This window comes from Halomonas sp. TG39a (assembly GCF_000744395.1).
GTDB classification, from domain to species: Bacteria; Pseudomonadota; Gammaproteobacteria; order Pseudomonadales; family Halomonadaceae; genus Vreelandella; species Vreelandella ventosae_B.
In genome coordinates this window covers 215910-240735 of record NZ_JQLV01000002.1, presented here as the reverse complement: position 1 = coordinate 240735, position 24826 = coordinate 215910, and the positions used below count along the sequence as shown (strand labels likewise).

Genomic DNA, 24826 nt, shown 5'->3' with positions numbered 1-24826 from the left:
CCTTGCGCTTTTTTATTGGGATAACAGGTGGCCGAAATGGTGGAGCAATCGCAGGCACGCGGGCGTATAGGTGAGGTGTTTTGGGTGTTTTTAGCGTTCGGCTTAACGTCCTTTGGCGGCCCGGTAGCGCACCTGGGGTATTTTCGCACGGCCTTTGTGGAGCGCCGCCAGTGGTTAACTGAAAGCGCCTACGCTGATCTAGTGGCGCTGTGTCAGTTCTTACCGGGGCCCGCCAGCAGTCAGGTGGGCTTTGCGCTTGGCCTACTGCGCGCAGGCCCTTGGGGGGCGGCCATGGCGTGGCTGGCGTTTACGCTGCCCTCGGCGATCATCCTGGTGCTGTTTGCGTTTGGCGCGGCGGTGCTGGATGGCCCCATTGCCAGTGGCATTATCCATGGCTTAAAAGTAGTGGCGGTGGCGATTGTGGCCCACGCGGTGTGGGGCATGGCGCGTAATCTTTGCCCGGATAAAACCCGCACGGGCATTGCGCTTGCGGCGGTATTTGCGGTGGTGCTAGTCAGCGGCCCGCTGGGCCAGGTGTCGGCGATTGTATTGGGTGGCTTAGCCGGGCTAGCGCTGTGTCGCGATAGTGCTGCTGTCACAGCAAGTGAATCGCTGCATTTTCCAGTAACGCGCAAGGCAGGCATGGTGGCGCTGGGGATGTTCGCCGGGCTGTTAATTCTGCTGCCGCTATTGGCGGGAGTCGCCGCTTGGCTGGATATCGCCGACGCGTTTTATCGTTCAGGTGCATTAGTATTTGGCGGCGGTCACGTGGTGCTGCCGCTGTTGGAAGCAGAAGTGGTGCAGTCGGGCTGGGTGACGCCGGATGAGTTTTTAGCCGGTTACGGCGCCGCCCAGGCGGTACCGGGGCCGCTGTTTACGTTTGCTGCTTACCTGGGAGCGCTGCTGCCCGGCATTAATGGTTTAGTTGGTGCTTTGCTAGCGCTATTGGCCATCTTCATTCCTGGCTTTTTGTTATTGGTGGGCGTGCTGCCTTTCTGGAATCAATTTCGTCAGTGGGGCAGTGTCCAGGCACTGATGCGCGGTGCCAATGCAGCGGTGGTCGGCATTTTAGGCGCAGCGCTTTATCAGCCGGTGTGGACGAGCGCGATCATTGGTGCAGAGGAGTTTGCGCTGGCGCTTACCGGTTTCTTGCTATTAACCGTATGGAAGCTGCCCGCTTGGGTCGTGGTGGTTGTTGTAGCGTTTGGGGGGATTGCGATTGCGCCATGAGCCGTCATTACGAACGAAGTGAAGTAATCTCGGGATTGGGGTAAGCGTAAAAAAACTTTCTTAGCAGACCGCCGGGAGGCGGCCTGCGTTGAGTGGAGAAGTGGGAACAGCAGAAAAAGTGTCTGCTATGGCGCCTCCAGCTCTAAGGTGCGACGCAGGGCGTGAAGTTCATCCACTCCCAGGTGCTCAAGCCTTCCGGCGAGCAAGTCGCTAATTTTCTGAACGGGAAGCCCTGCCCGGCGGGCAATTTCTCGGCTTCCTAGGTCTGATACGGCGATCAGACGCGTGATAATACGCATTAATCGCGTACGTTTTTCAAGTTCCCTGACGTCGAGGTCAGGGCTGCTTCGCGGAGGATCAAGCTGTTCCGCTGTGGCAGTTGCGCGTGCCGTGCTCATGTGGCTCCATCAGTCTGAAATGACCTTCACACAATGCCGCCAACCGATGCGCATTTCAATGCCTATTTTGATGAAAATTTCACGACCTCAGCAAAGCCCGCAAAGGGGCTAGCTCTGGTAAACTATGTGCCTTCCTATTTTTATGTGTATCGGGTTCGATGCACGCTACTTTTTCGATTTTTTATCTCGCTTTTATAGGCCGTTGGGCCGAGGAGTTTTGCATGTCGTCGAACAGCGCACCCAAGGTGGGCGTGATCATGGGATCTAAGTCTGATTGGCCGGTCATGGAGCACGCTGTCTCCATGCTGGAGCGTTTGGGCGTGGCTTATGAAACCCGCGTGGTCTCGGCGCACCGCACGCCTGACCTGCTGTTCGATTATGCCAAGAGTGCTGCCGAGCGCGGCTTGCAGGTTATCGTGGCGGGGGCGGGCGGTGCAGCCCACTTGCCGGGCATGGTGGCCTCGCAAACGCCGCTGCCCGTGCTGGGGGTGCCGGTGGAGTCGAAAGCGCTCAAAGGTTTGGATTCACTGCTCTCCATTGCGCAAATGCCGGGCGGCATTGCGGTGGGCACCTTGGCGATTGGCAAAGCGGGCGCCACTAATGCGGGGTTGCTGGCGGCGCAAATTGTCGGCCTGCAAGATGCGACTGTACGCAGCGCGGTAGAAGCGTTTCGCGCTGAGCAAACTCAGAAAGTCCTCGACAACCCTGACCCGCGCCCCGAGCCGGAAGCGGAATAAGGAGTCTGGCTATGAACTCTGGTATTGCAAAGAGCGACGTAGTTACAACTGATATCGTTAAAACTGACGTCGTACAAAACATTGGCGTACTGGGTGCAGGTCAATTAGGCCGCATGTTGGCGCTAGCGGGTTATCCGCTGGGTAATCGTTTCACTTTTTTAGATACTACGGGTAATCCCAGTGCTGGGATTGGCGATGTCATTATCGATCCTGACAACCAGCACTTGGCCGAGTTTTTGGCCAAGGTTGACGTAGTGACCTACGAGTTTGAGCACTTGCCCGTTCAGTTGGTGCGTGAGATCGAGCAGCACAAACCGGTCTACCCCAGCAGCCGTGCCATTGAAGTGTGTCAAAACCGAGTCGAGGAGAAGACACTGTTTGATCGCTTAGGCATCCCCACGCCTGCCTACCGGGTGGTTGAGAGCGCCGAGCAGCTTGAAGCGGCCGCCCGTGAGTTGGGTTGCCCCGTAGTGGCTAAATCGGTCACTGAGGGCTACGACGGCAAAGGCCAGGCAGTATTAAAGCAGCCTGAGCAGGCGGCGGATGCGTGGAGCGCTATCGGCCATTCGCAGTTAGTTGTTGAGGCCTTCGTCGACTTTGTGCGCGAAGTCTCAATGATTGCCGTTCGTGGTCGTGATGGCGAGGTGGTGTTCTACCCCATGGCCGAGAACCAGCACGTAGACGGTATTTTGCGCTACTCGGTGGCGCCTCTGCCGGATTTGGATGCCAGTGTTCAGCAGACCGCCGATGGCTATATTCGTGCGTTGCTTGATGAGCTGGATTACGTGGGCGTGCTGGCGCTAGAACTGTTTCAAACCCGCGATGGCAGCCTGCTGGCCAATGAAATGGCCCCCCGTGTGCATAACTCCGGCCACTGGACGATGGACGGCGCGGTGACCAGCCAGTTTGAAAACCACCTGCGCGCGATACAGGGCTTGCCCTTAGGCGATACCCAGGCGATTGCGCCTACCTGCATGATTAACGTGATTGGTCGTGAAGGTGACAACGCAGCGATTCTAGCGCTTGCCAATACGCACCTGCATCGCTACGACAAAGCCGAGCGCGCCGGGCGTAAGCTTGCCCACGTCAATATCCTCGCGCCTAATCATGCCGAACTGCTGGAAAAAGTGAACGCCTGCAGTGCGTTACTGCCTGAGGCACCGTCGCCACAGTTAAGCTTTTCCATCAAACAGTAGTTTCTAAAGCCGCCTGCTTAGCTCAGGCGGTTTTTTTCTACCAATGTTGACCAATCATGCAACTTTTATCGCTAAAAGTGACTGAATGCGCTAAAAAGGAGCCACAACAAAAAATCAGCTAATTATGCTGATCTTAATAGCCACTTTTAGGCGGATAGTTAGTATGCCTCACTCTTCAACTACTGGGTCTGCCCCTGGGCTGCGCAGTGGTTTCCATCGCGACCACCATGTCACTGTAAAGCGCCTGCATAGCGAAAAAGTACGTCTGCTGTACGACAATCTTTGGCAACCGGTGCTAAGCAGCGTGTTGGCAGGCATGCTGCTAGTCGCAGCCATGTGGCCAGTGGTCGCAAGCTGGGTACTGCTCACCTGGCTCGCAGTATTGACCTTTGTTTCGTTCGCTCGCCTTGCCTTGGCCTACTATTTTCGCCGCTTACCGGCACAGCAACAGCAGCGTCGCCGCTGGCTTTATCGGTTTAGCGCCGGGGCGATTGCGGCTGGCTGCGTATGGGGTGTCGGTGGCATCGTTCTGTTTACTGGCGAAAATCATGGCCAGGTTGCGGCGCTTTCGATTGTACTGGCGGGTATTGCTGCTGGTGGAGTAACCACGCTTTCTGCCGTGTGGTGGGTAGCGCTTGGTTTCGTGCTGCCAATTTTGCTCCCTCTGTTAGTACAGTTTTTACTATTAGGCTCACCGCTGGCGATCTTGATTGGCGCCATGCTTAGCCTGTTTCTCGGCCTGATTGTTACCACCAGCCGCCGGTTAAGCCGAATTATTCACGATAACATTGCCCTGCGGGTGAGTATGTCCGCCCGGGAAGCGCAGCTGCAAGAGAGCGAAAATCGCTACCGCTCGATCTTTCAACACTCGCCGTTGGGAGTGCTGCATTTCGATGGGCAGGGGTACGTCACTGATTGTAATAGCAAGCTGCTGGAGATACTGGATGTTAACCGCGCGCAGCTGCTCGGCTATCGGATGTTATCCCGCTCAGCGGATCCAGAAGTGGCCAATGCAGTACGTAATGCCCTAGCTAAGGGAACTGGCTACTACGAGGGCACTTACTATTTGCCCAAAGCGAGCGCAGGCACCCCTTTGCGAGCGTTTTTTAACGGCGTGCATAGCGCCAGTAATGAGATGGTGGGCGGTGTGGCCATTATCGAAGACTTTACCGAGCGTAAGCGCGCTGAAGCGATCATCTATCGCCAGGCGTTCTATGACTCACTCACCAATTTGCCGAATCGGCGGCTGTTTATCGAGCGTTTGGAATCCCTCTGCGATGAGAAACACAAAGGACTTCAGAGCGGTTTACTGATGTTCTTGGATATGGATCGGTTTAAATTGATTAACGATACCTTAGGACACGCTACTGGCGATAATTTGTTAGTGCAGGTGGCCCGAAGGCTGGAAAGTTGCCTGAGCGAAGGCGACATAGCCGCACGCCTAAGTGGTGATGAATTTGTGTTGCTGGCGTTGTTTGATGAGCCCTCGGCACAGCGCCTCGAAGCATGCGCTGAGAGTTATATGCTCAAGGTTCAGCAGGCGCTCTCTCAGCCTTACCGACTGGCAAGCCACGATACGGACGTAACGCCGAGTATAGGTTATACCTGCTTTACTACAGCCGCCTGTGACCACGAAGAAGTGCTTAAACAGGCGGATATTGCGATGTACCGCGCCAAAACAGAAGGTCGGGCACAGCTGTGCCGCTATCAACCCTGGATGCGCGATAAGCAATGCAGTGATCCGAACGCTTAAGCCAATTGACCGATTAGCAGCACCCACAGCGCGATTAACGCAAAGTGGCCAGGGTACCATGCTAGCCATAAACGCCGTGGCATCACTAAGTAGACGGGGGGGATTCGTTGCGCTGCACCTGCAGCAAGAATGAGTACGAACAGGCAGGTGCCTACGGTAAACGACTTGGCCATATCAGAGGCATTCATCTGCCCGGCAATCCAGAGTACCGGAAATGCCGCTAAGCCTGCCCATAGGCGCGCTTGAAAATGGCTTTCTGCTTGGCTTAGCGCATGCATGGCAAACATTAACAGCGGAATCAGCAGCAGCCCGTTGTGACCATACTCCACCCAAAAGCCGAGCAGGTACCACACGGTAACGCCTATCGCCGCGCCTGCTAACAGCCAGGGCAGACTTAACGTTTGCTGCTGGTAGTGCTGCCAGCCTTGGCGCACTAACGCCCCTAGGGCTAAACCAGTAGCCAGGGTAAAGCAGACGTTGAGTATAAAAGCGTCTGATGAGCGTGGCATCATCATGTAGGGGAGTTGGGCGACCAGGCCGATAATCAGAATACGCCGTGAGTAGCGCAACGGGTTACGGGTATTAAACAGCCCGTGCCAGGCCACCATGGCGGCAAACAGCGGGAAGGCGATGCGGCCAATGGAAGAGCCTGCCCAGCTTAAATCCCAATCACCGGGCAATACATAGCGTGTGAGGTGGTCAATGGTCATAGTGATCAGCGCCAACCATTGGCCCCAACCTGTCCAGTGAGAAGAAGGGCGAGGGAGAGCGCCTGCATGTGGGCTAGTCGAGTGAGCCATAAAACCTCCGTGTTGAACATGCGCAATGATACACAGACAGAGGTAGCTTTACCTAGTTCACTGAATTAGCAGAGTTAGACAGAAACGCATCACCCCGGCAATTGCCGGGGTGATGGATATTAAGGCTTGCTGTGAAGCTTACTCTTGCCCGCCGAAATAACGGTTGTAGATCTCGTCGTAAGTACCGTCTTCTTGCACTTCAGCCAGGGCTTCGTTGAACTGCTCGGCGAGTGCTTCGTCGCGTTGACGGAAGGCGATACCAAAGCCATCACCAAAATATTCTTTAGGTTCGGTGAGCATCTCGCCGACAACAACGTAGTTGCCTTCTTCGCTATCCAGTAGCGTTGACTTACCGACCGGGTAGTCGAGGAACAGGATGTCCAAACGCTCGGATTCCATGTCCAGCACCATGTCGTCGGCGGTAGAGTAGCGGTTGATGTCGGCGACATCGCCGTACATGTCGGTGACGTAGTTATCCTGCAGAGTACCGCGCTGAACGCCGATGGTCATGCCGGCGAGTGATTCTTCATTGGTTGCATCAAGGTCGGTGCCTTCAGGGGCAAACCAAGCGGACGGCGGGGTGATGTAGGGGTCAGAGAACAGCACTTGCTCGCGACGGTCATCATTGATCGTCATGGAGGACATAATAGCGTCGTATTTGCGGGCCATGAGACCTGGGATAATGCCGTCCCAGCCCTGTACCACCCATTCACATTCAACGCCGATACGCTCGCAGAGGGCGTTGCCCAGGTCGATATCAAAGCCGGTCAGCTCGCCATCCGGCGTGCGGTATTCCATCGGCTCGTAAGGCACATCAACCCCGATACGTACTTGGTCTTCTTGCGCCTGGGCGGCGCTTGCTGCAACGGCTAAGCCTAGCAGTGAGACAGACAGCAGTTTTTTCATTATGTATCTCCTTGGAAGCAGAGTTCATCTAAGCAACCGCCGCGTAATGGTGGCGTTGCCTATAGGGCGTTGACCACGTTAATCACAGGTTGCTTTGCGATGATCATTGTTAACTTATCCTAACTCGGCGTTGACGAAAAGCGCTTGATGATGCGTAAACCAACGTTTGTTTCACACTAGGAGTTCTGTGGCTGCAGATGGGCGAGCAGCTTTTTCTCTAGATAACGAAAGAAATACAGGATAGTGAAGGTTAAACACAGGTATATCGCCGCCACAAACAAGAATGCGTCAAAAGGTGCATAAAAACGCGCATAGACAAAGCGCGCCGCGCCGGTCAGGTCCATAATCGTCACCACGCTGGCAATAGCGCTGGCGTGTAGCATGAATATAACTTCGTTGCCGTAGGCCGGCAGGGCGCGACGAAAAGCGCTGGGGATAATAATGCGCCGCATGGTCTGCTGGGGCGACATGCCGTAGGCTCGAGCCGCTTCAATTTCACCTTTCGAGGTAGACTTAATCGCGCCGCGAAAAATCTCGGTCGTATAGGCGGCGGTGTTGAGGGTAAATGCAATGAGGGCTGGAACGAACGGTTCTTCAAGTATCACCCATAACCAGGTTTCTTGGATACCTTCCACAAATACCACGCCGTAATAAATCAAGTAGAGCTGGATGAGTAGTGGTGTGCCACGAAAGACATAGGTGTAGACAAAAATAGGCCACTTAATCCAGGCATGTTTTGAACCACGCCCAATGGCAAGGGGAACCGCCGCAATTAAACCAATGACCAGCGATAAAAATACCAGCTGCACCGTGGTGGCCAGCCCATCGCCATAGTAGGAAAGCGTTTGCAGCGTGAAAATACTGTTCTCGGCAAGCTGATTTTCGAGCCATGTCATGAAAGCGGTCATTAGTCTGCCTCCCCATAGCCAATGTTGTAGCGTTTTTGCAGACGAGCAAAGATCCACTCCGAAACGCTGGCGATGAGCAGATAGATAAGCGCAACAATAATCATGAAGGTGAAAGGTTCGCGCGTCGCTTTAGAGGCTTCTGAGGCGACACGCACCATATCAGAAAGCCCGATGACCGAGACCAGTGCGGTGGTTTTGAGCAATACCATCCAGTTGTTGGAAAGGCCGGGCAGCGCATGGCGCATCATCTGCGGAAAACGGACGCGACGAAAAACCAACCCATCGCTCATGCCATAGGCTTTACCTGCTTCGATTTGCCCGTTATCGACCGCCATAAAAGCGCCGCGAAAGGTTTCCCCCATATAGGCCCCGAAGATTAGCCCAATGGTGACAACGCCCGCAACGAAGGCATTGATATTGATAAAAATATCGATATCGAAGGAGTAGTAAAGCCAGTCGGTGATCATGTTGACGCCAATTTGACCGCCGAAAAAAAACAGCATCATCAACACGAGGTCGGGCACACCGCGAATAAGTGTGGTGTAAAGCGTGGCAAGACGATGTGCTAACCAGTTGCGCGACATCTTCGCGCTGGCGGTCAGTAGCCCTAAAATAATCGCTAAAATCAGCGACAACACCGCTAATTGGATGGTGACGCCTGCCCCCTCAATCAGCCGGGGGCCATACCCTTGTAGATCAATCATGGTCAGCCTCGCGGATCAGTATTTGGGAGCCAGAAATTGCTGCAGGCGCGGTGATTGCGGATTGTCCAGTACGTCAGCCGGCGGTCCCGCCTCTTCCACTAAGCCTTCGTGAAGATAGATGACTTGGCTGGAGACATCACGGGCAAAGCCCATCTCGTGGGTCACCACCACCATCGTGCGGCCCTCTTCAGCGAGGTCGTGCATGACTTTCAATACATCGCCAACCAATTCCGGATCAAGGGCAGAGGTGGGTTCGTCAAACAGCATTACTTCCGGATCCATTGCCAGCGCGCGAGCAATTGCTCCACGCTGCTGTTGGCCACCGGACATCTGCGCAGGATAGGCGTTGGCGCGTGCCGTTAAGCCGACGCGATCGAGCAGGGCATGGGCGTGCTCCAGGGCTTCTTTTTTGGGTTTTTTCAGCACGTGTATCGGTGCTTCGATGATATTTTCCAACAGTGTCATATGAGCCCAAAGGTTAAAGCTCTGGAACACCATGGAGAGCTTGGCGCGCATTTGTACTACCTGCTTCCAGTCTTCCGGTTCGCGGCCATGCTTAGTGGTTTTAAAGCGAATGGGGTCGCCATGAACAATGAGGTCGCCATCGTCGGGCTGCTCAAGCAGGTTCATACAGCGCAAAAAAGTACTTTTACCCGATCCAGAGGCACCTATCAGGGTAATCACATCGCCCTTTTGGGCTTGCAGTGAGAGACCTTTCAGAACTTCCGTATCGCCAAAGCGTTTTTTAATATTACGCACTTCAAGGGGAGTAGGCGTAGCGGCCATATCATTGGCTCCAGTACAGAGTTGCCGCAGCAACATGTGGGTTTGATGCGGCTGGCGCGAAAAAAGGGGCGATTCTATCAGGCTGGGCGCATTATGCGCGCTTTCCTTATAACATTATGCACTCGACGTTGGTCGTATCGACGCCAAGGGGCCTGTTATCGCCTTACCATTGTTATTGTCTTAGCTAGATTGCCTGCCTGGGAGTCTAAGCGATTGGCGCCACCAGTAGCGCGGCACGGGCGCCCACTTCCACCTGGGCGTTGGGGAACACCACGTAAAGTGGCGTATCGCCCACCCGAAAATCACCTGCCTTACCATCCTGCGCCAGCAGGGTGCCAGGCTCAAAGCGGCTAAAGTTCGCCGTGTTCTCGGCAAAACAGAGCTGGAAGTCATCGGATTGACGAATTAACTCGTGATGCACCTGAAAAAACAGAATTTCTGCGGCTGGCTGACTGGGCGGGGAGCGTCCTTCACTAAGCGCCGCGAGCAGCACACGCATAGGCTTTAGGGAGGCCATGTCGTTTTGACCGAAAGGGGCGACGCGGCCCAGTTCAAAGGTAAATGCCTGGGCGGCGTGATAGTGCTTGCTGTAGTGAGAGAACGTCCAGCTGTGCTGATGTTGGTGCAGCACCGCCTGCATGTCCGCCGCTGCTAGCCAGCCCCACTGCTCGGCGTCTGTGTGGGCCTCGGCAAAGGGTTCTACAACGAAACGGGTGTAGCGGCTATCCCGAATCGCGGTGTGTAGGTCGTAATGCAGTTTGGGTAGCCCGGAATGACGCGCATAAAAACCATCCACAGCGGCCATTAATGCCCGGGCGCGATCTGGCTCTTCACCTTCGGCGCGTAATTCGCGGCTAAATAGCCGGTTTAAATTGGTAGTAACAAAACGCTGCTGTGCCTTAAGCGCGGGTAGATTGCCTAAAATCACCAGGACGGGCGCGCCGAGCTTTATGCTGCCTGCTTCTAAGCCGCTTAGCCATTCTCCTACCAATTCAACGGGCGCGGTTTCATTGCCGTGGATGGCTGCTGAAAAAATGCACGCGCGTGCGTCCTGACTGGCGGTGTGGGGAGTGAGTTCCAAAATGCCCGGCGCATGCAAACAGTAGCTGCCGCTTGCGAAAACGCCTTGGCTGGCGGCGGGGGGCTGCCCGTCAAGCGACCAGTCGAGCCATTGGCCTAGCATTGTCGCTCCTTAGCATCTGTTGACAGTATCTTTGTCAGTTTAAAAGTGAGCCTAGCATTACCATGCTTAACGTTTGTCACAAGCCAGTAGGTCGTTCGCGTGTAAAAGCCTAGCTTATTCGTGAAAAAGCGTATTCATGCAGCAAGTTGGATTCTAACAGCTGCTTTAATCAAAAAAGCGCCCATGGGATGCATGAGCGCTTTTTCTCAATTTGCTTAGTAATTTACGTAAAATGCTGGTTACGCAGAACGCTGGCGCTGCATTTCTTCTTGATACTCGCTGGCAAGCGACGTTTTTTGTTGCTCTTGCAATCCACGCCCAGCCAATTGAAAAACCTCGTGCTCCTCTTCATCCAAGTGATGAGTGACTAAATGCTGGAGCTGCTTAGCGTGGGTTAGCCAATGCGTAGCGCTGTAGTCGGTTTCATCAAGAAGCTCTAAAAGTTCATCAATCTCATGGTGTTCAGCAACGCTATGACGGGCTTTTTCCTGGGTCAGATCAATCGACATCATGGGAATATAGAGCGCCCGTTCTTCGGCGGCAGCGTGATAGTGCAATTCGGCACGCACCTGCTGGTAAAGGTTATCGCGCTCGCCGCTGTCTCCATGTGTCTCAACTAAGCGGGCAAGCAGGTCGCGCTGAATATCGTGATCCTTGCGCAGGGCTTCAAAAATCGTCATTCCAGACTCCTTGGATACGTTTGCGATAGACAAGTCAAAAGCTAGTGGTGGATGGCATAAAGTGCAAGGTGGCGTTCGTCGATGAAATCGACGCCCACGGACGAAAACATTCGCTTTTTTCTATTCTTGAGTGCGCTATGTTGTTGGCACTACTTATTACTGGGCGACGCCCGCTGCAAGACTAATGAGTCAATGACTAAGGGAAGGAGATAGTAATGACGAAGGTACTGGTACTCTATTATTCCATGTATGGTCATATCGATACGCTGGCCCAAGCCGTGGCCGAAGGTGCAAAAGGCGTTAGTGGTGTCGAAGTCACCGTCAAGCGCGTGCCGGAAACAATGCCTGACGAGGCGTTTAAAAACGCGGGAGGCAAGCAGGACTACGATACGCCAGAAGCCACGCCCCAAGAGCTTGCCGATTACGATGCGGTCATCTTCGGTACGCCCACCCGCTTTGGTAACATGGCCGGTCAGATGCGCACCTTCCTGGATCAGACCGGTGGGCTTTGGGCAAATGGCGCCCTGCGTGGCAAAGTCGCCAGTGTGTTCACCTCTACTGGTACCGGCGGTGGCGATGAAATGACTATTACCTCTACCTGGACCACACTTGCCCACCACGGCATGATTATTGTGCCGATTGGTTACGGTATCGAAGAGCAGTTTGATATTTCTAAGGTAAGCGGCGGCACACCCTACGGTGCAGCGACCCTCGCTGGTGGTGACGGTTCGCGTCAGCCCGACGAGCGCGAACTGAAAATTGCCCGTTTCCAAGGCGAGTTAGTGGCCAAAACGGCGGCTAAACTGGCTAGCTAATTGAGCATTTCGGTCAGTAAAGTATCGAGTGCTTAACTCGTATAGCTCGTAATCTAAAAAGCCTCGCTGGAGAAATCCAGCGAGGCTTTTTTATTGGCGTTACAGCCACTGGCTACGCGCCACGTGTAGCCGTATAAATTGTGTAGACAGATTGGCTGGCCGTCATAAATAGCCGATTGCGACCCTTGCCAGCAAAACACACATTCGAGCAGACTTCGGGCAGCAACACCCGCCCCAGCAGGGTGCCTTCCGGTGAGAAGACCACCACGCCATCAATGCCCTCGCCACCATTGGCACTTGACCAGATATTGCCATCTACGTCGCAGGTCATACCGTCGAAAATGGTATCCTCGCTGGTGACAATCACCTGCCGGTCGCTCACGCTGCGGCCATCTTCGCCCAGTGTCCAGCGTAGGATCTGCGCGGGCTCGTCGAAGTGAGTGGGAGCGCTATCGCTGGCATAGAACCCTTCGCCATCGGGTGTTAGCACAATACCGTTTGGCTTGCGGATATCATCAGTCAGCATGATGGGCTCATCAAGGCTGTCATCGACGTAATAGATCGCGGTTTCGAGCTCCAGGTCGCGTTTTTTGCCCTCGTAGTCGAAGTGAGCGCCATAGCCAGGATCGGTAAAAATCACGCCACCTGACGGCAGGGCAACCACATCATTGGGTGCATTGAGTGGCTTGCCTTGATAACGCTCGGCCAGCACCGTGGTGCTGCCATCCCACTCGTAGCGTAAAACGCGTGAAGGGTAGTGTTCGCAAGCGATTAACCGACCCTGATGATCGAAGGTGTTGCCGTTGGAGTGCCCGACATTGTCTCTTAAAACGCTGACTTGGCCAGTGGATTCGTCCCAGCGCATCTGCTTGGCACGGGGTATATCGCTGAACACGACATAACGACCTATGGCGTTCCATGCTGGCCCCTCTGTCCACAGTCCTCCGCTCCAGTGGCGCTCCAGTGGGCTATTGAAAATCATATAATCACTAAAGCGAGGATCTTCGACCTTCCAGGCATCAATTGGGTATCTATCCGGGGTAGGGCCTTGTGAGGTCTGCAAAGCAAAAAGCTGAGGCGATGTGCCAACAGCGGCCAGCGCGGCCGTTGCCGAAAGGAACTGACGGCGTCCAAGTTTCATAGCATTTTCCTGATTGTTGTTTGTTAACGTTGAGTGTTGACGTGCAACGAGCGGACAGAACGGGATTTTCAGCCACTCTCAGGAAAATGTAGAACATATGTGGTTAAAAATCGCACATTGGCTGCCCGGCAGCAGTTCTCCGGGCAGCCAATGGCAGGAGGCTTAGCAGTTAGCGCAAAATCGTGTTGGCAATCGCCTTGCCTAGGCTTTCCGTGGTGCCTTGCCCGCCTACATCCCGGGTAAGTACATTGGCGTTACCCTCACTTAACACTGCTTCAATGGCAGTAACCATCGCATCACCGGCTTCTTTATAGCCAAGATGCTCCAGCATCATCGCGCCTGACCAAATCTGGCCAATAGGGTTGGCGATGCCCTTGCCCGCGATATCTGGCGCACTGCCATGCACCGGCTCAAACAGGCTGGGGAAGTGGCCTTCTGGGTTGATATTCGCCGAAGGCGCAATACCGATAGTGCCGGTACAGGCGGGGCCTAAATCCGAGAGGATATCGCCGAACAAGTTGCTGCCTACCACTACGTCGAACCAGTCAGGGTGAAGCACAAAGTTGGCGGTAAGAATATCGATATGGAATTTATCCACCGCGATTTCTGGGTAGCCCTTGGCCATTTCGACCACCCGCTCATCCCAATAAGGCATAGTGATGGAGATACCGTTGGATTTGGTCGCGGAGGTAAGCTTCTTGCGCGGGCGGGTCTGGGCCAGCTCAAAGGCGTACTTCAATACGCGGTCAACGCCAGTGCGGGTCATGACCGTGTCTTGAATAACCACTTCACGTTCGGTGCCTTCAAACATTTTGCCGCCAACGCTTGAGTACTCGCCTTCGGTGTTCTCACGCACCACGTAAAAATCGATATCCCCGGGTTCGCGGCCTGCCAGCGGGCTTTTGATCCCCGGCATCAGTTTGCAGGGGCGCAGGTTGATGTACTGGTCAAAGCGACGGCGGAACTGCAGTAGTGAGCCCCACAGGGAAATATGGTCGGGCACTTTATCGGGCCAGCCCACCGCGCCATAAAACAGTGCATCGAAGCCTTTTAACTGCTCAAACCAGTCATCCGGCAGCATTTTGCCGTGTTCCAGGTAGTAATCGCAGCTACCAAATTCAAAGGTGGTGAACTCAAGGTCAATCTTAAAACGCTTGGCGGTCGCTTCAAGGGCGCGAATGCCTTCGGGCATAACTTCGGTGCCGATGCCGTCACCGGCGATAATGGCAATACGGTGGGTCATAGTGGTTCCTTATCTTGTTAGTTGCTTTTTATGCTTGTGAGTCGTGAGTCGTGAGTCGTGAGTCGTGAGTCGTGAGTCGTGAGTTGTGAGTCGTAAATAGAGTGTAGCGGCTATTTTGGCGGAGATAATCAGGCTACTATTCAAGTTATTATTGCGTGAAAGTGCAGAATGGCTGAGGAGCGATATGGCGCACCTGGATGATTTGGCGTTTTTTCAGCACTTAGCTCGGGCGGGGAGTTTAACGGCGACCGCCCGTGAGCTGGGGCTGTCGCTCTCAGCGGTGAGCAAGCGGCTAAAACAGTTGGAGGCACGCCTGGGGGTAGAGCTGGCGGCTCGCACCACGCGGCGATTGACGCTAACCGCTGAAGGCGAGCGTTATCTGGCCCGTGGCGCGCTGATTTTAGATGAGCTGGAGGAGCTGGAAAACGCACTGGGAGAGGGGGCTGATCAGGCGCTGAGCGGTCGGTTGCGGGTTAACGCCACCTTTGGTTTTGGCCGTCGCCATATCGCACCGTTGCTGTCGCGCTTTTGTGCCGAGCACCCTGAGGTGGAAGGGTGGTTAGAGCTGACCAATTTCCCGCTTAATCTTAGCGATCACGGTTTCGATATAGGCATTCGTATTGGCGAACCACCGGAGTCGCGTTTGGTAGCTCGGCGTATTTTGGCCAATCGACGGGTCCTCTGCGCGTCGCCTGCTTATATTGCTCAGGCATTACCTATCCACACGCCGGTAGATTTGCAGCAGCACGCATGCTTAGTGATTCGCGAGAACGATAGTGATTTTCCACTGTGGCGCTTTGAGCCCTGCGATCAGCGGACAAAGCTGCAATCGGTGAAGGTGAATGGTCGCTTGGCAAGCAATGACGGCGAGGTGATCACTCGCTTGGCCTTGGATGGGCATGGGGTCATGCTGCGCTCCTGGTGGGATGTAAACGAACACCTTGCCAGCGGTGCGTTAGTTGAACTGCTACCGGGCTGGCAGGGAGTGCGGGCGGATTTTTACGCGGTGTACGAGCAGCGCCGCCATGTGCCCGCCCGGCTGCGCGCCTTTATTGACTATGTCCAGCGCGAGATTGCCGGGCGGGTATCGGCAATGCCCGAGAGTTAAGGGGCTATTGGGCAGGACACCCTTCACCTTGGGTAACGTCGATTAGTTCGTCGGTGGGGAAGTCTAGTTCAGCTGCCCTCTCGCGCAGGCGGGTCTCAGTCGCGCTATCCATCTCCGGCGTGCGCGAAAGTATCCAGAGGTAGTCGCGGTTAGGGCCAGCCACAAGCGCCCATTGGTATTCATCGTCCAATTCAAGGACGTTATAGCCGCCGTAGAAGGGGCCGAAAAAGCTGACTTTCAAACGTCCGACACTCTCTTCATCAATAAAGTAGGCGCGGCCTTCGGCTTCATCCCATTCTTGATTTTCAATATTGTAGCCACGGTTGATTACCCGCACGCCGTCGTCATCGCGCAGGCTATAAGTCGCGGTCACGCAATCCAGGCCGCGTTCAAAGGAGTGATCCAAACGGGCAATTTCGAACCACTGGCCGAGGTAGCGGTCTAGCTCAAAGCCCGAAACTGGCTGCGTACCATCGGGTATGCCGGTGCAACCCGTGAGTAAGGCCATGCTGACGACGCTGCTTCCTAGCAGGTGTTTCATAACGCGCTCCTTGGCGGTGAACTATATGTGAAGGGCTATATGTAAAGAACTATATGCGATGAACTATATGGGCAATCGACTATGGTTAGTGCTATTAGCGGTTATTTTGCCATACAAGAAGGGCACGCTGGTGATGAAGTGTCTCTGTTTACATAACCCACAAAGGAGTGTTTATGTGGTGCCAACAAGAAATCCATTTTCCCGAGCTGTCGCGCGGTTTTCATCTTATTACCGATGAAGTGGCCATGGCACTACCGTGCGTAAACGACTGCCATATTGGCATGTTGCATTTACAGCTGATGCACACCTCCGCCTCGCTAACGCTGAACGAAAACACCGACCCGGATGTGCGCCACGATTTAGATGCTTTTCTGCGCAGGCTGGTGCCCGAAGATTTAGCCTATTTCCGCCATACCTTGGAGGGCCCTGACGATATGCCAGCCCATGTGATTGCCAGCTTGCTGGGGACACAGCTTACACTGGCGGTGCGGGATGGCCGTTTGGCCTTAGGAACCTGGCAGGGATTATGGTTGGGTGAACACCGTAATCAAGCTGGGCCGCGACGGTTACTGGCCACGCTAAACGGGTGTGACGCTCGTTAACCCGAGACGCCAACTCTATGCAGCGTTGCTGTATAGTAAAGGCTTTTTTTAGGCTTAGACCGCCAGTGTGGCGGTTATATATCTCCATTTTCATCCTTGAAAAGCGCTTTTAAATGCCACGACGCTCCTTTCTTCGCCTCTCCCGCCAGCGCTGGTTGCGGCTGTTCTTCTATCTTAATCTCGCTCTGGTGGTTGGGCTGATTGCCCACCAAATCTGGCTGTACGTGGCAGAGCCTAAGTTTGAATCGGTGCATACCCTGGAAGTAGCTAATATTCGTGAGGTATTAGCGGAGCGAAGCGACTACCGCTTTGCGGTGGTCGGCAATATCAATAACTCCGTGAGCGTGTTTCAAGATGAGATTGTGCCGCTGATTAACCAGGGCGGTATCGACTTTCTGATTTCGGCGGGGAATGCCGTGAATGGGGGGCAGCAGGAGAGCTATCAGGCGATCTACCGGAGTCTGGAGCTGCTTAATGTGCCTTACCTGCTCACCTACGGCGAAAATGAAGACAGTGATTTTGGTAGCTACCTGTTTTATGAATACTTTGGCCCGCACTTTTACTCCTTTGTCGCGGGCAACAGCCACTTTATCTTTCTGGACGGTACCGGAAAGTCATCCACCTCTTGGCAGCTTGACTGGTTATCCCGGGAACTGGCGGCCTCTGAAGCGCAGCATAAGTTTTTGTTTGTTGGCCTGCCGCTGCACAATGTGGTGAGCGACGCACCGCTGTTTGAAGCGGACAATTATCTCAATGATCCGCGACTGGCGGATGGCATTATGGCGCTGGCGGAAGAGCATGGGGTTGATACGGTGTTCTCCGCTAACCTAACCCTCTTCTCCCAGCAGACGGTTAACGGTGTGGATTACGTCACAACCGGCGGAGCGGGCGGTATTCTGATCGATGCCGATAGCAGCTTCCATCACTATGTTATCGTCGATGTAGCAGGCGACAATGTCGCCATTGCCCCAGTGCGATTGAACGTGGATAGCCCCGGCTGGTGGCGTATGGTCACCAGCGTCTGGTCGACGCTTTATGCATTTTTCTACGTTAGCTACACGCGGTTTTTGCTGATTGTAGGTGTACTCACGCTACTCGCCCTGCGTTTGCATCGGCTGATTTTTGAAGATCGTGATTACTATCCCGATTTTGATATTGATCCAACGCCTTTCCTGGATAAATCACTGCGCGTGGCGATGGTCTCCAATAACTATTTCCCGTTTGTTTCCGGGGTGTCGGTATCGGTGGATCGCTTGCGCAATGGCCTACGCGCCTTAGGGCACTCCATTCAGCTGTTCGTACCGCGCTATCGAGAAGCGTGGCAGGACGATAGCGCAATAAAGCGCATACCTACGCTGATGGCGTTTGGTCAGAAGCGCGAGTTCCGGCTAACCAACCCGTTTAGCGCGCGGTTTCGGCGCTGCCTGAGGGTCTTCAAGCCTGATCTTATTCACGTTCATCATCCGTTTTGGCTGGGTTCCATGGGGCTGTTTATGGGCCGTCGGCTTAAGGTGCCGGTGGTTTACACCTACCATACCCGCCTAGAGCACTATGCCCACTTTGTGCCGTTGCCTGGCGCGCTGTTTCGTAATCTGATCTCGCATTACCTGATCAAACGCTTTTCTAACCGCTGCCAGGGGGTAATTGTGCCGACCTATTCGGCAGAAGAGTATCTGCGCATGATTGGGGTTAAAACCCCTACACTGGTGCAGCCTACGGGCATTGATGTCGAGCGTTTCTCTCAAGTTGATGAGAGTGAGCTTGACGCGTTGCGCGAGCAATTAGGTGTTAGCGCTTCAGGCAAAATATTGATCAGCGTTTCGCGGATTAGCAAAGAGAAAAATATCGGTTTTATGCTGGAATCCCTCGCCGAGCTTCGGTCTCAGGGGCACGAGGATTTTCATTTGCTGCTGATTGGTGATGGGCCAGATCGCGAGGCGATACAAACTCAAATCGATACCTTAACGTTAACTTCACAGGTCTCCCTGGTGGGGGCTGTGCCTCCGGAGCGCATGGCGCTTTATTACCATCTTGGCGATCTGTTTGTGTTTGCCTCCACCTCTGAAACCCAGGGCATGGTGATCCTTGAGGCGATGTCAGCGGGACTGCCCGTGGTGGCGGTGCGTTCCAGCGGTATTGATGACGTGGTACGCCAGGGAGTCAACGGCTTCAAAACACCGCAAAATCGCCAGGCGTGGGGGCAGAAAGTGGTGGAGTTAAAAGATAACGCAGAGCTACGCCAGCAGTTGGGCAAGCAGGCCAGCCACTTTGCCGAAGAGTTTGATATCGCCAACTTTGCTTCAGCGGTGGCTAACTTCTACGCCGAAGTGCTGGCCAAGCATCACTCACCCTCACGGTGAGTCTGCTTTTTTGATGCTTGGCGCTGATTGGCATAACGTCTAAGGCCTATTAACAGGCCAACCCCGGCCGCAAGCCCGACAGCCGCTAGAATGAGCTCTTTGGCCGACGCGGCGGTGAATAGTGCACCTAGTTGGCTACCAAGTAGAATCACTGCCGCCAGCCCCGGCACGATACCCAGAGTGGAGCCGATCATATAGTCGCGAAACTTAAGGTGGAAAGCGCCCGCCAGCATGTTGGTGAGCGTGAACGGGGCGAGCGGCAGCAGGTTAATCACCGTCATGGTTCGAATGCCGCGCTTGGATAGATAGCCGGATAAACCGCGTAGATGTCGGCCGCCATAACGCATCAGCGCCTCACGGCCTAACCAGTGACCTACCCAGTAAGACACAACCGACGAGGTCAATGTGCCTAGCGTGGCGTATGCCAGCCCCCATATCGGGCCAAACAGTAAGCCTGTGACCACCACCAGTAAGCTAAGCGGAAACATTACCAGTAGGGCGCTGGCGTAAGTGACCATCACCGCGGCAAACATCCAGGGCGCGGTTCGCCACTGGCGAATGTAACCCATCAGCTCGCTAATGCGCGCCTGGTTCAGTAGGTCATAGCTCAGCAGGTCGTAGCGCTGCAGGAGGTTCCACATAAAACCTAGCAGCACGATCGCTACCAGCAGGCCAACGCCCTTGCTTAATGTTCGCGACATGCCCACTCCCATCGGCGCAAAAAAGCGCTAGCATACGCTAGCCGTCCGATGGGATGAAGATGCTTTTACACCAAGCGTTAGTTGTTGAGCTGGGCTTCTATGATCGGCCAAGCAGGGTCGCCGTCGGTGGTGGTAACGTCGGCCAGCATGGCTTCGATACGCTCTGGGTGCTCATTGATCCACTGCTCGGCCACATCCGCTAGGTCCTGCTCTTCCTGGCCAAAGGCTTGAATCATCCAGCTCTGCTCTTCGGCGGAGAAGGTGAACTGCTCAAAGAAGGTCACCACATTGGGGTTGGCTTCAGCATAATCACTGCGCAGCAGCGTCAGCACATCGCTTTCACCATTATTCTCACCGAACAGGTCTTCGGGGTCTTCCAGGTAGCGCATGGGCAGTTCAAGGTTCATCCAGTGGGGCGTCCAGCCTACCCAGACAATCGGTTCCTCACGGGAAATGGCATCACGTGCAGCGGAAAGCATGCCTACTTCACTGGTATCGACGATCTGCCAGTCGCCTAGGCCCCAAGTGTCGTTATCAATGGCATTGTGGAGAATCTCGCTGGCGGCGGAGCCTGCACCAAAGCCATAGATCTCGCCGTCGAACTGTTCGCGATTTTCATCCAGATCAGCAAAACTTTGAATACCGCTCTCATACAGATATTCCGGCACCGCCAGGGTCATTTGTGCACCATCGACGTTATTCGCCACGTCAATCAGTACACCCGACTCCTTACGGGGATCGAACATCTCACGCTGGGCAGGCAACCAAGCCCCTAGAAAGGCGTCGATGTCGCCGCTTTCTATACCCTGGTAAATCACTTGCAGGCCGATTTCCTGGGTGCTGGTCTCGTAGCCCAGTGGGTTCAATAACTGTTCGGCGATGGCGGTCTTGACGGTAATGCCGGGCCAAGCAGGCACGCCAAAATCGAGAGTTTGATCATCAGCCTGGGCAGCCGAGGCAAATAGAGCGGTGGTGGCGAGGGCAATGCCCGAGGCGAGAGGTTTGGGGTGTGTCATAAGATCTCCTTGCTTGGTTTTATAGTCGACAGTTTTTGTCGGATAGCGGTTGTTGTTAAATAAATGAATGCCGCGTTACTCGTTGCGGGCTAGCACGCGAAGGCGTGAAGCCAGCATATCGCGGTCTAAATAGGTGCCCTGCAAATGGCGGGCGCCACTGTTGGGGTCGAACTCGCGCCGTCCATGCAGTACCCGGCGGTTATCAAAGGCGACCATCTGACCTGGGAGAAGGGTGAACTCTAGCTGGTGGGCTTCGCTGTGAAACAGTTTCCACAACAGAGCGTAGGCGCTGTACCAGGCCTCCATCTGCTCTACCGGCAGGTGAAGCGCATCGCGAATCCAGTTGTTTAAGCGCATTTCGACCAGGTTACCCGCGCTATCCAGGGTGATCACCGGTGCCCGCATGGAAATATCGTGGGTTTCATCCTGAAAGCGAAAGTCGATGGGCGTTTCGCTAAGAATCGCGAGCGCTGCCGGGTCTTGCTGGCGCAAGGCCTCGACCACACGCGCACCATCGGCAAACAACGACTCGCCACCAGTGGCGCCGTTTTGCAGGCAGTAGAGCAACTGGATATCCGGCGGTTGGCGCCAGTTGGGCAGATCGATGTGCAGCGGCAGCCCCACGGCGGTATAGGCCGCGTTATTGGGGTTGGGTTTGGAGCGCACGTCAAAGCGGGCACCAAAGTTGGTGGCACGCAGGGGGCCAATACGCTCGGCTAAACGGCTCACTTCCTCTTCCACCAGGGGGCCATCGGTCATCAATGCCAGCCCGTCCCGCAGCATGGCAGTGAGCCAAGCTTTCTCGCCTTCAGGGGTTAAAAAGTCGCTATGGCGAATGCGCTCGGGAGCAAAGTTATCTTCCCATGGCGCGACTTTTGGAACGGCTGAAGTAAGCGCGGTTTCTGGGCGGCGCTGGTATAGCCAGCCGCTATGAAAGGCGCTGACGTGACCATCCTGCCAGGTAAGGTGTAAGTGGCCCTCCGTCAGCGCAACGCTGGGCGGCTCAGTGATGGGATCAAGAGGCAAGTAGAGCCGTTCGCGGGTCTGCGGATGACGGCAGGCCGGGCAGGCGCAGTGGTCGCGCAGCCAGAGCAGGGGCAGGGTGGTTTGCTGACCGTCTTGCCACTCCAGTGCCATCCCCTTTTGAGTCAGCGTCGCGTGGGTGAGTGCCGGGCCTGATTGGTAAGGGCTTAGTTCGCCCATTTCAGGTGAATGGGGTGCCGTTGGTGAGGTTTGTAACGCGCTATTCATGATAACTCCAGGTAACTCCCATAGCGGCAGTGCCCCAGCAGTATGGATGTAAGGGCTTTGCTTAAAGGGCTTTACATAAAAGGTGTACGTAAGTGCTATCTAGGATGGGGAGTAGCCGCGGCAGTGACAAACGATTAATCTGACCCCTAAGATGTCATTTTACTTATAGGTCTCTTTTCCATGAGCCAGTTGCCGCCATTGCTATGGCTACAAGCCTTTGAATCTGCGGCGCGTACGTTGAGTTTTACCGCCGCGGGAAATGAGTTGGGCGTCACTCAGGCAGCGATTAGTCAGCGTGTTCGCTTGCTGGAAGACCGCGTGGGGCAGAAGCTGTTTGTACGCCATGCGCGCAGCTTAACCCTCACCCCCGCCGGGCAAGCCTGGCTGCCGAGCATTCACGATGCCTTTGTGCGTATCAGCGAAGGCACCTTGGAAGTATTCGGTAGTACGACAGAGCAGCCGGTGACGCTGCGTGCCACGCCGGCGATTCAGCAGTCTTGGCTGGCGCCGCGCTTAATGGCTTTCCATCGCGCTCACCCCCAAGTGGCGATTCGTCTGGTAAGCGCTATCTGGCCCGATGACTTTGGCCCCGAAGGGGCGGATATTGAGATTCGCTATGGCAAAGGGGAGTGGACGGGCATCGAAATGCAGCCGCTAGGCGAAGAGCAATTACTGCCTGTTTGCTCGCAAGCCCTAGCTGAGACGCTAACCGCGCCAAGCGATTTGGCTGGGCATACGCTGCTACACGCCGTGGGGTTTGGCGTGGGGTGGCCGGGGTGGCTGCAGGAAGCGGGAGTTGCTCATCTGGAAGCGCAGTGCTGGTCGCTCACGTGCGATAACCAGGTGATGACGCTGGCGCTTGCTAGTCAGGGCGGTGGCGTTGCGTTAACTCATCGACGCTTAATGGAGCAGCGTAGCGATTTGGTGGCACCTTTTGAGCTGAGTGTGCCCAGCGATGAACGCTTCTGGCTGGTGCGCCCTAGCCGACGCCACGTTAGCGACGAAGCCGCGCTGGTGTGGCAGTGGCTTTGCGATTCAATATGATAAGTGGTTATTGTTGTTTTAAGGTCTTTTTGCCAATTTTCTTGCCATTTTGGTGCAGCCGTGAAGAATGATGCGCCTTCATTGTTTAAAAAGGCGTGATTTTCATGGACTTTACCCTTCCTCCTTTGCTGACATCGCTGGTGGATCGCGGCAACGGCTTGCTCTGGGGCAGCGTGCTGATTTACCTGCTGATTGGTGCAGGCCTCTATTTCACAGTGATGACCCGCGGTATTCAGCTGCGCTATTTCGGCCATATGTTTAAGCTGCTGCGTAGCTCACGCCAATCAAACGGCGGTATCTCTTCGTTTCAAGCGCTCTCAACAAGTCTGGCGGCCCGGGTAGGCACCGGTAACCTGGCGGGTGTCGCGGTGGCTATTTATTTTGGTGGCCCTGGGGCCATTTTCTGGATGTGGATGACCGCAATGGTTGGGATGGCGACCAGCTTTGTGGAGTCCACCCTGGCCCAGGCGTATAAAACCGACCACGGCGACAACACTTTCCGCGGCGGCCCGGCGCGTTATATTGAGCGTGGTTTGGGCTTGCGCTGGCTGGCTGTGCTGTTCTCTATCTGTTTGATTATTGCCTTTGGGTTGGCGTTTAACAGCGTTCAGGCCAACTCTATCGCCCAGGCCATGGAACAGGCGTTCGCTATTCCCACCTGGGCCATGGGGATAGTCTTGATGGTCATTGTGGCGCCGATCATCTTTGGCGGTTTGAAGTCGATTGCCAAGGTGGCTGAACTGGTGGTTCCGCTCATGGCGCTGCTCTACTTAATTCTGGCGCTGGTGGTAGTGGGGTTGAATATCAGTGACTTGCCCGCAGCGATCATGACCATTGTGCGCAGTGCTTTTGGCTTTGAGCAGGCGGCCGGTGGGGCAGTAGGCTACGCGGTATCCCAGGCGATTATGAACGGTATTCAGCGCGGGCTGTTTTCAAATGAAGCGGGTATGGGCTCGGCGCCCAATGCCGCGGCAACGGCCTCTACGCGGCCAGATCATCCTGCTGCCCAGGGCTTTATTCAGATGCTCGGGGTGTTTCTGGATACGCTGGTGATTTGCACAGCCACGGCGGCGATCATCATTATGGCGGGGCCGGAGCTGATGGCGGGCGATGAGAACAACGGCATTCAGTTGACCCAAATGGCGCTTTCCAGCCATGTGGGCGATTGGGGCGGTATGTTTATCGCGGTGGCGATTCTGCTGTTTGCGTTTACCTCGGTGATTGCCAACTACTCCTACGGTGAGTCCAACATTGAGTATCTGGCCGGGCGCCGCGCCCCGGTTGCCGTGTTTATTTACCGCTTAGCGGTGCTGGCGATGATTATGATTGGCTCGGTGGCAAGCCTGGGGGCGATTTGGAACTTCGCCGACCTTTCCATGGGGATGATGGCGATTATTAACCTTGTCGCTATTCTGCTTCTCTCGCCAGTAGCTTTCGCACTCTTCCGCGACTACGAAGCGCAGTTGAAAGCGGGCAAAGAGCCTGTGTTTGATCCCAGCCTTTTTCCCAAGCTGGTTAATAAAGTTGATCCCAAGGCCTGGCCCAAGAAGTAATCGAGCTTAAGTAAACGAGGTAGAGCCATTTTATACACTGGCTGTGCCCTGCTTCGCATTTTGCGTCGCGGGGCTTTTTTATTGGCCGTCACATGATTCGATTTAATCGAATACAAGTCGGAAAACGTTGCGCTTTTGCATATTGGAAAGCGCCGTAGAATAGCTTCCAA

Annotated in this window: 24 protein-coding genes; 10 read left to right on the top strand and 14 right to left on the bottom strand. The window is 54.9% G+C overall.

The genetic code is table 11. The annotated features are described in order from the left end of the window. Window positions 1–36: 36 nt before the first annotated feature. Entirely contained in the window at window positions 37–1230 is a 1194-nt protein-coding gene (gene chrA / locus U738_RS19185) for a chromate efflux transporter (RefSeq protein WP_172821665.1), read from the top strand. A 125-nt stretch (window positions 1231–1355) separates the two neighbouring features. Here chrA and U738_RS19180 read toward each other — a convergent pair whose 3' ends face one another. After that, window positions 1356–1628, bottom strand: a complete 273-nt coding sequence (locus U738_RS19180; protein WP_008958942.1) for an XRE family transcriptional regulator — start codon at window positions 1626–1628, stop codon at window positions 1356–1358. Between the two features lie 221 nt (window positions 1629–1849). On the opposite strand from U738_RS19180, the gene purE reads away from it, so the two are divergent. From purE to U738_RS19165, 3 genes are all read left to right on the top strand, one after another. After that, window positions 1850–2365: a 5-(carboxyamino)imidazole ribonucleotide mutase gene (gene purE / locus U738_RS19175; protein ID WP_022522693.1), complete on the top strand. Its 516-nt coding sequence runs from the start codon at window positions 1850–1852 to the stop codon at window positions 2363–2365. 11 nt (window positions 2366–2376) lie between these two features. Further along, window positions 2377–3561 (top strand): 5-(carboxyamino)imidazole ribonucleotide synthase, encoded by a 1185-nt coding sequence (locus U738_RS19170; protein ID WP_081899158.1) that lies wholly within the window; start codon window positions 2377–2379, stop codon window positions 3559–3561. Window positions 3562–3724: 163 nt separating this feature from the next. Next, window positions 3725–5314, top strand: coding sequence for a sensor domain-containing diguanylate cyclase (locus tag U738_RS19165; RefSeq protein ID WP_035584227.1), 1590 nt, complete (start codon window positions 3725–3727; stop codon window positions 5312–5314). Here the strand turns inward: U738_RS19165 and U738_RS19160 are convergent. The 7 genes from U738_RS19160 to U738_RS19130 all read right to left on the bottom strand — a co-directional run bounded on the left by U738_RS19160 (window position 5311) and on the right by U738_RS19130 (window position 11281). Continuing rightward, window positions 5311–6114, bottom strand: coding sequence for a TraX family protein (locus U738_RS19160; protein WP_035584224.1), 804 nt, complete (start codon window positions 6112–6114; stop codon window positions 5311–5313). The two genes, U738_RS19165 and U738_RS19160, sit on opposite strands and share 4 nt — an antisense overlap. 138 nt (window positions 6115–6252) lie before the next feature. Then, complete coding sequence (locus U738_RS19155) at window positions 6253–7020, bottom strand: transporter substrate-binding domain-containing protein (protein ID WP_035584221.1); 768 nt, start codon at window positions 7018–7020, stop codon at window positions 6253–6255. A gap of 176 nt (window positions 7021–7196) precedes the next feature. Continuing rightward, a complete protein-coding gene (locus U738_RS19150; RefSeq protein ID WP_035584218.1) occupies window positions 7197–7928 on the bottom strand; it encodes an ABC transporter permease in 732 nt (243 codons plus the stop codon). After that, window positions 7928–8632 (bottom strand): ABC transporter permease, encoded by a 705-nt coding sequence (locus U738_RS19145; protein WP_008958949.1) that lies wholly within the window; start codon window positions 8630–8632, stop codon window positions 7928–7930. The genes U738_RS19150 and U738_RS19145 overlap by 1 nt, the downstream gene beginning before the upstream one ends. Window positions 8633–8647: 15 nt before the next feature. Continuing rightward, a complete protein-coding gene (locus U738_RS19140; protein ID WP_035584215.1) occupies window positions 8648–9418 on the bottom strand; it encodes an ABC transporter ATP-binding protein in 771 nt (256 codons plus the stop codon). 205 nt (window positions 9419–9623) lie between these two features. After that, window positions 9624–10601: a succinylglutamate desuccinylase gene (locus U738_RS19135; protein WP_035584212.1), complete on the bottom strand. Its 978-nt coding sequence runs from the start codon at window positions 10599–10601 to the stop codon at window positions 9624–9626. A gap of 239 nt (window positions 10602–10840) precedes the next feature. After that, entirely contained in the window at window positions 10841–11281 is a 441-nt protein-coding gene (locus tag U738_RS19130) for a hemerythrin domain-containing protein (protein WP_035584209.1), read from the bottom strand. A gap of 215 nt (window positions 11282–11496) precedes the next feature. Between U738_RS19130 and wrbA the strand changes: the two genes are divergently transcribed. After that, window positions 11497–12096 carry an NAD(P)H:quinone oxidoreductase gene (wrbA, locus tag U738_RS19125; RefSeq protein WP_035584206.1) on the top strand — a complete coding sequence of 200 codons (600 nt, stop codon included), beginning with the start codon at window positions 11497–11499 and terminating at the stop codon, window positions 12094–12096. A gap of 112 nt (window positions 12097–12208) precedes the next feature. Here wrbA and U738_RS19120 read toward each other — a convergent pair whose 3' ends face one another. Beyond that, window positions 12209–13237, bottom strand: coding sequence for an SMP-30/gluconolactonase/LRE family protein (locus tag U738_RS19120; RefSeq protein WP_035584203.1), 1029 nt, complete (start codon window positions 13235–13237; stop codon window positions 12209–12211). 169 nt (window positions 13238–13406) lie between these two features. Then, window positions 13407–14480, bottom strand: coding sequence for a tartrate dehydrogenase (locus tag U738_RS19115; protein ID WP_035584200.1), 1074 nt, complete (start codon window positions 14478–14480; stop codon window positions 13407–13409). 184 nt (window positions 14481–14664) lie between these two features. On the opposite strand from U738_RS19115, the gene U738_RS19110 reads away from it, so the two are divergent. After that, complete coding sequence (locus U738_RS19110) at window positions 14665–15588, top strand: LysR family transcriptional regulator (RefSeq protein WP_035584198.1); 924 nt, start codon at window positions 14665–14667, stop codon at window positions 15586–15588. Window positions 15589–15592: 4 nt separating this feature from the next. On the opposite strand, the gene U738_RS19105 is transcribed toward U738_RS19110, so the two are convergent. Then, window positions 15593–16129: a lipocalin family protein gene (locus U738_RS19105; protein WP_035584195.1), complete on the bottom strand. Its 537-nt coding sequence runs from the start codon at window positions 16127–16129 to the stop codon at window positions 15593–15595. A 173-nt stretch (window positions 16130–16302) separates the two neighbouring features. On the opposite strand from U738_RS19105, the gene U738_RS19100 reads away from it, so the two are divergent. Both U738_RS19100 and U738_RS19095 read left to right on the top strand, forming a co-directional pair. Continuing rightward, window positions 16303–16731, top strand: coding sequence for a secondary thiamine-phosphate synthase enzyme YjbQ (locus tag U738_RS19100; protein WP_035584192.1), 429 nt, complete (start codon window positions 16303–16305; stop codon window positions 16729–16731). A 113-nt stretch (window positions 16732–16844) separates the two neighbouring features. After that, window positions 16845–19091, top strand: coding sequence for a glycosyltransferase (locus U738_RS19095; protein WP_035584189.1), 2247 nt, complete (start codon window positions 16845–16847; stop codon window positions 19089–19091). On the opposite strand, the gene U738_RS19090 is transcribed toward U738_RS19095, so the two are convergent. The 3 genes from U738_RS19090 to U738_RS19080 all read right to left on the bottom strand — a co-directional run bounded on the left by U738_RS19090 (window position 19073) and on the right by U738_RS19080 (window position 22059). Further along, on the bottom strand, window positions 19073–19792 hold the full coding sequence (locus U738_RS19090) for a TVP38/TMEM64 family protein (RefSeq protein WP_035584187.1): 720 nt from the start codon (window positions 19790–19792) through the stop codon (window positions 19073–19075). The genes U738_RS19095 and U738_RS19090 overlap by 19 nt on opposite strands. 77 nt (window positions 19793–19869) lie before the next feature. Then, a complete protein-coding gene (locus tag U738_RS19085) occupies window positions 19870–20808 on the bottom strand; it encodes an ABC transporter substrate-binding protein (RefSeq protein ID WP_035584185.1) in 939 nt (312 codons plus the stop codon). Between the two features lie 75 nt (window positions 20809–20883). Continuing rightward, window positions 20884–22059 (bottom strand): TauD/TfdA family dioxygenase, encoded by a 1176-nt coding sequence (locus tag U738_RS19080; RefSeq protein ID WP_035584182.1) that lies wholly within the window; start codon window positions 22057–22059, stop codon window positions 20884–20886. Between the two features lie 180 nt (window positions 22060–22239). Between U738_RS19080 and U738_RS19075 the strand changes: the two genes are divergently transcribed. Both U738_RS19075 and U738_RS19070 read left to right on the top strand, forming a co-directional pair. After that, the gene (locus U738_RS19075) at window positions 22240–23103 is read left to right on the top strand and encodes a LysR substrate-binding domain-containing protein (RefSeq protein ID WP_035584179.1); all 864 of its coding nucleotides are present in this window, start codon (window positions 22240–22242) and stop codon (window positions 23101–23103) included. Between the two features lie 104 nt (window positions 23104–23207). Beyond that, window positions 23208–24656 carry an alanine/glycine:cation symporter family protein gene (locus tag U738_RS19070; protein WP_035584176.1) on the top strand — a complete coding sequence of 483 codons (1449 nt, stop codon included), beginning with the start codon at window positions 23208–23210 and terminating at the stop codon, window positions 24654–24656. The last annotated feature ends 170 nt before the right edge of the window (window positions 24657–24826 follow it).

Bases quoted from the DNA above. Each gene is read 5' to 3' on its own strand.
- U738_RS19155 (WP_035584221.1), bottom strand. From the start codon at position 7,020: ATGAAAAAACTGCTGTCTGTCTCACTGCTAGGCTTAGCCGTTGCAGCA.
- U738_RS19170 (WP_081899158.1), top strand. From the start codon at position 2,377: ATGAACTCTGGTATTGCAAAGAGCGACGTAGTTACAACTGATATCGTT.
- chrA (WP_172821665.1), top strand. From the start codon at position 37: ATGGTGGAGCAATCGCAGGCACGCGGGCGTATAGGTGAGGTGTTTTGG.
- U738_RS19105 (WP_035584195.1), bottom strand. From the start codon at position 16,129: ATGAAACACCTGCTAGGAAGCAGCGTCGTCAGCATGGCCTTACTCACG.
- U738_RS19165 (WP_035584227.1), top strand. From the start codon at position 3,725: ATGCCTCACTCTTCAACTACTGGGTCTGCCCCTGGGCTGCGCAGTGGT.
- U738_RS19070 (WP_035584176.1), top strand. From the start codon at position 23,208: ATGGACTTTACCCTTCCTCCTTTGCTGACATCGCTGGTGGATCGCGGC.
- U738_RS19085 (WP_035584185.1), bottom strand. From the start codon at position 20,808: ATGACACACCCCAAACCTCTCGCCTCGGGCATTGCCCTCGCCACCACC.
- U738_RS19145 (WP_008958949.1), bottom strand. From the start codon at position 8,632: ATGATTGATCTACAAGGGTATGGCCCCCGGCTGATTGAGGGGGCAGGC.
- U738_RS19115 (WP_035584200.1), bottom strand. From the start codon at position 14,480: ATGACCCACCGTATTGCCATTATCGCCGGTGACGGCATCGGCACCGAA.
- wrbA (WP_035584206.1), top strand. From the start codon at position 11,497: ATGACGAAGGTACTGGTACTCTATTATTCCATGTATGGTCATATCGAT.
- U738_RS19150 (WP_035584218.1), bottom strand. From the start codon at position 7,928: ATGACCGCTTTCATGACATGGCTCGAAAATCAGCTTGCCGAGAACAGT.
- U738_RS19130 (WP_035584209.1), bottom strand. From the start codon at position 11,281: ATGACGATTTTTGAAGCCCTGCGCAAGGATCACGATATTCAGCGCGAC.
- U738_RS19080 (WP_035584182.1), bottom strand. From the start codon at position 22,059: ATGAATAGCGCGTTACAAACCTCACCAACGGCACCCCATTCACCTGAA.
- U738_RS19075 (WP_035584179.1), top strand. From the start codon at position 22,240: ATGAGCCAGTTGCCGCCATTGCTATGGCTACAAGCCTTTGAATCTGCG.
- U738_RS19180 (WP_008958942.1), bottom strand. From the start codon at position 1,628: ATGAGCACGGCACGCGCAACTGCCACAGCGGAACAGCTTGATCCTCCG.
- U738_RS19100 (WP_035584192.1), top strand. From the start codon at position 16,303: ATGTGGTGCCAACAAGAAATCCATTTTCCCGAGCTGTCGCGCGGTTTT.
- U738_RS19120 (WP_035584203.1), bottom strand. From the start codon at position 13,237: ATGAAACTTGGACGCCGTCAGTTCCTTTCGGCAACGGCCGCGCTGGCC.
- U738_RS19095 (WP_035584189.1), top strand. From the start codon at position 16,845: ATGCCACGACGCTCCTTTCTTCGCCTCTCCCGCCAGCGCTGGTTGCGG.
- U738_RS19110 (WP_035584198.1), top strand. From the start codon at position 14,665: ATGGCGCACCTGGATGATTTGGCGTTTTTTCAGCACTTAGCTCGGGCG.
- U738_RS19090 (WP_035584187.1), bottom strand. From the start codon at position 19,792: ATGTCGCGAACATTAAGCAAGGGCGTTGGCCTGCTGGTAGCGATCGTG.
- U738_RS19160 (WP_035584224.1), bottom strand. From the start codon at position 6,114: ATGGCTCACTCGACTAGCCCACATGCAGGCGCTCTCCCTCGCCCTTCT.
- U738_RS19140 (WP_035584215.1), bottom strand. From the start codon at position 9,418: ATGGCCGCTACGCCTACTCCCCTTGAAGTGCGTAATATTAAAAAACGC.
- U738_RS19135 (WP_035584212.1), bottom strand. From the start codon at position 10,601: ATGCTAGGCCAATGGCTCGACTGGTCGCTTGACGGGCAGCCCCCCGCC.
- purE (WP_022522693.1), top strand. From the start codon at position 1,850: ATGTCGTCGAACAGCGCACCCAAGGTGGGCGTGATCATGGGATCTAAG.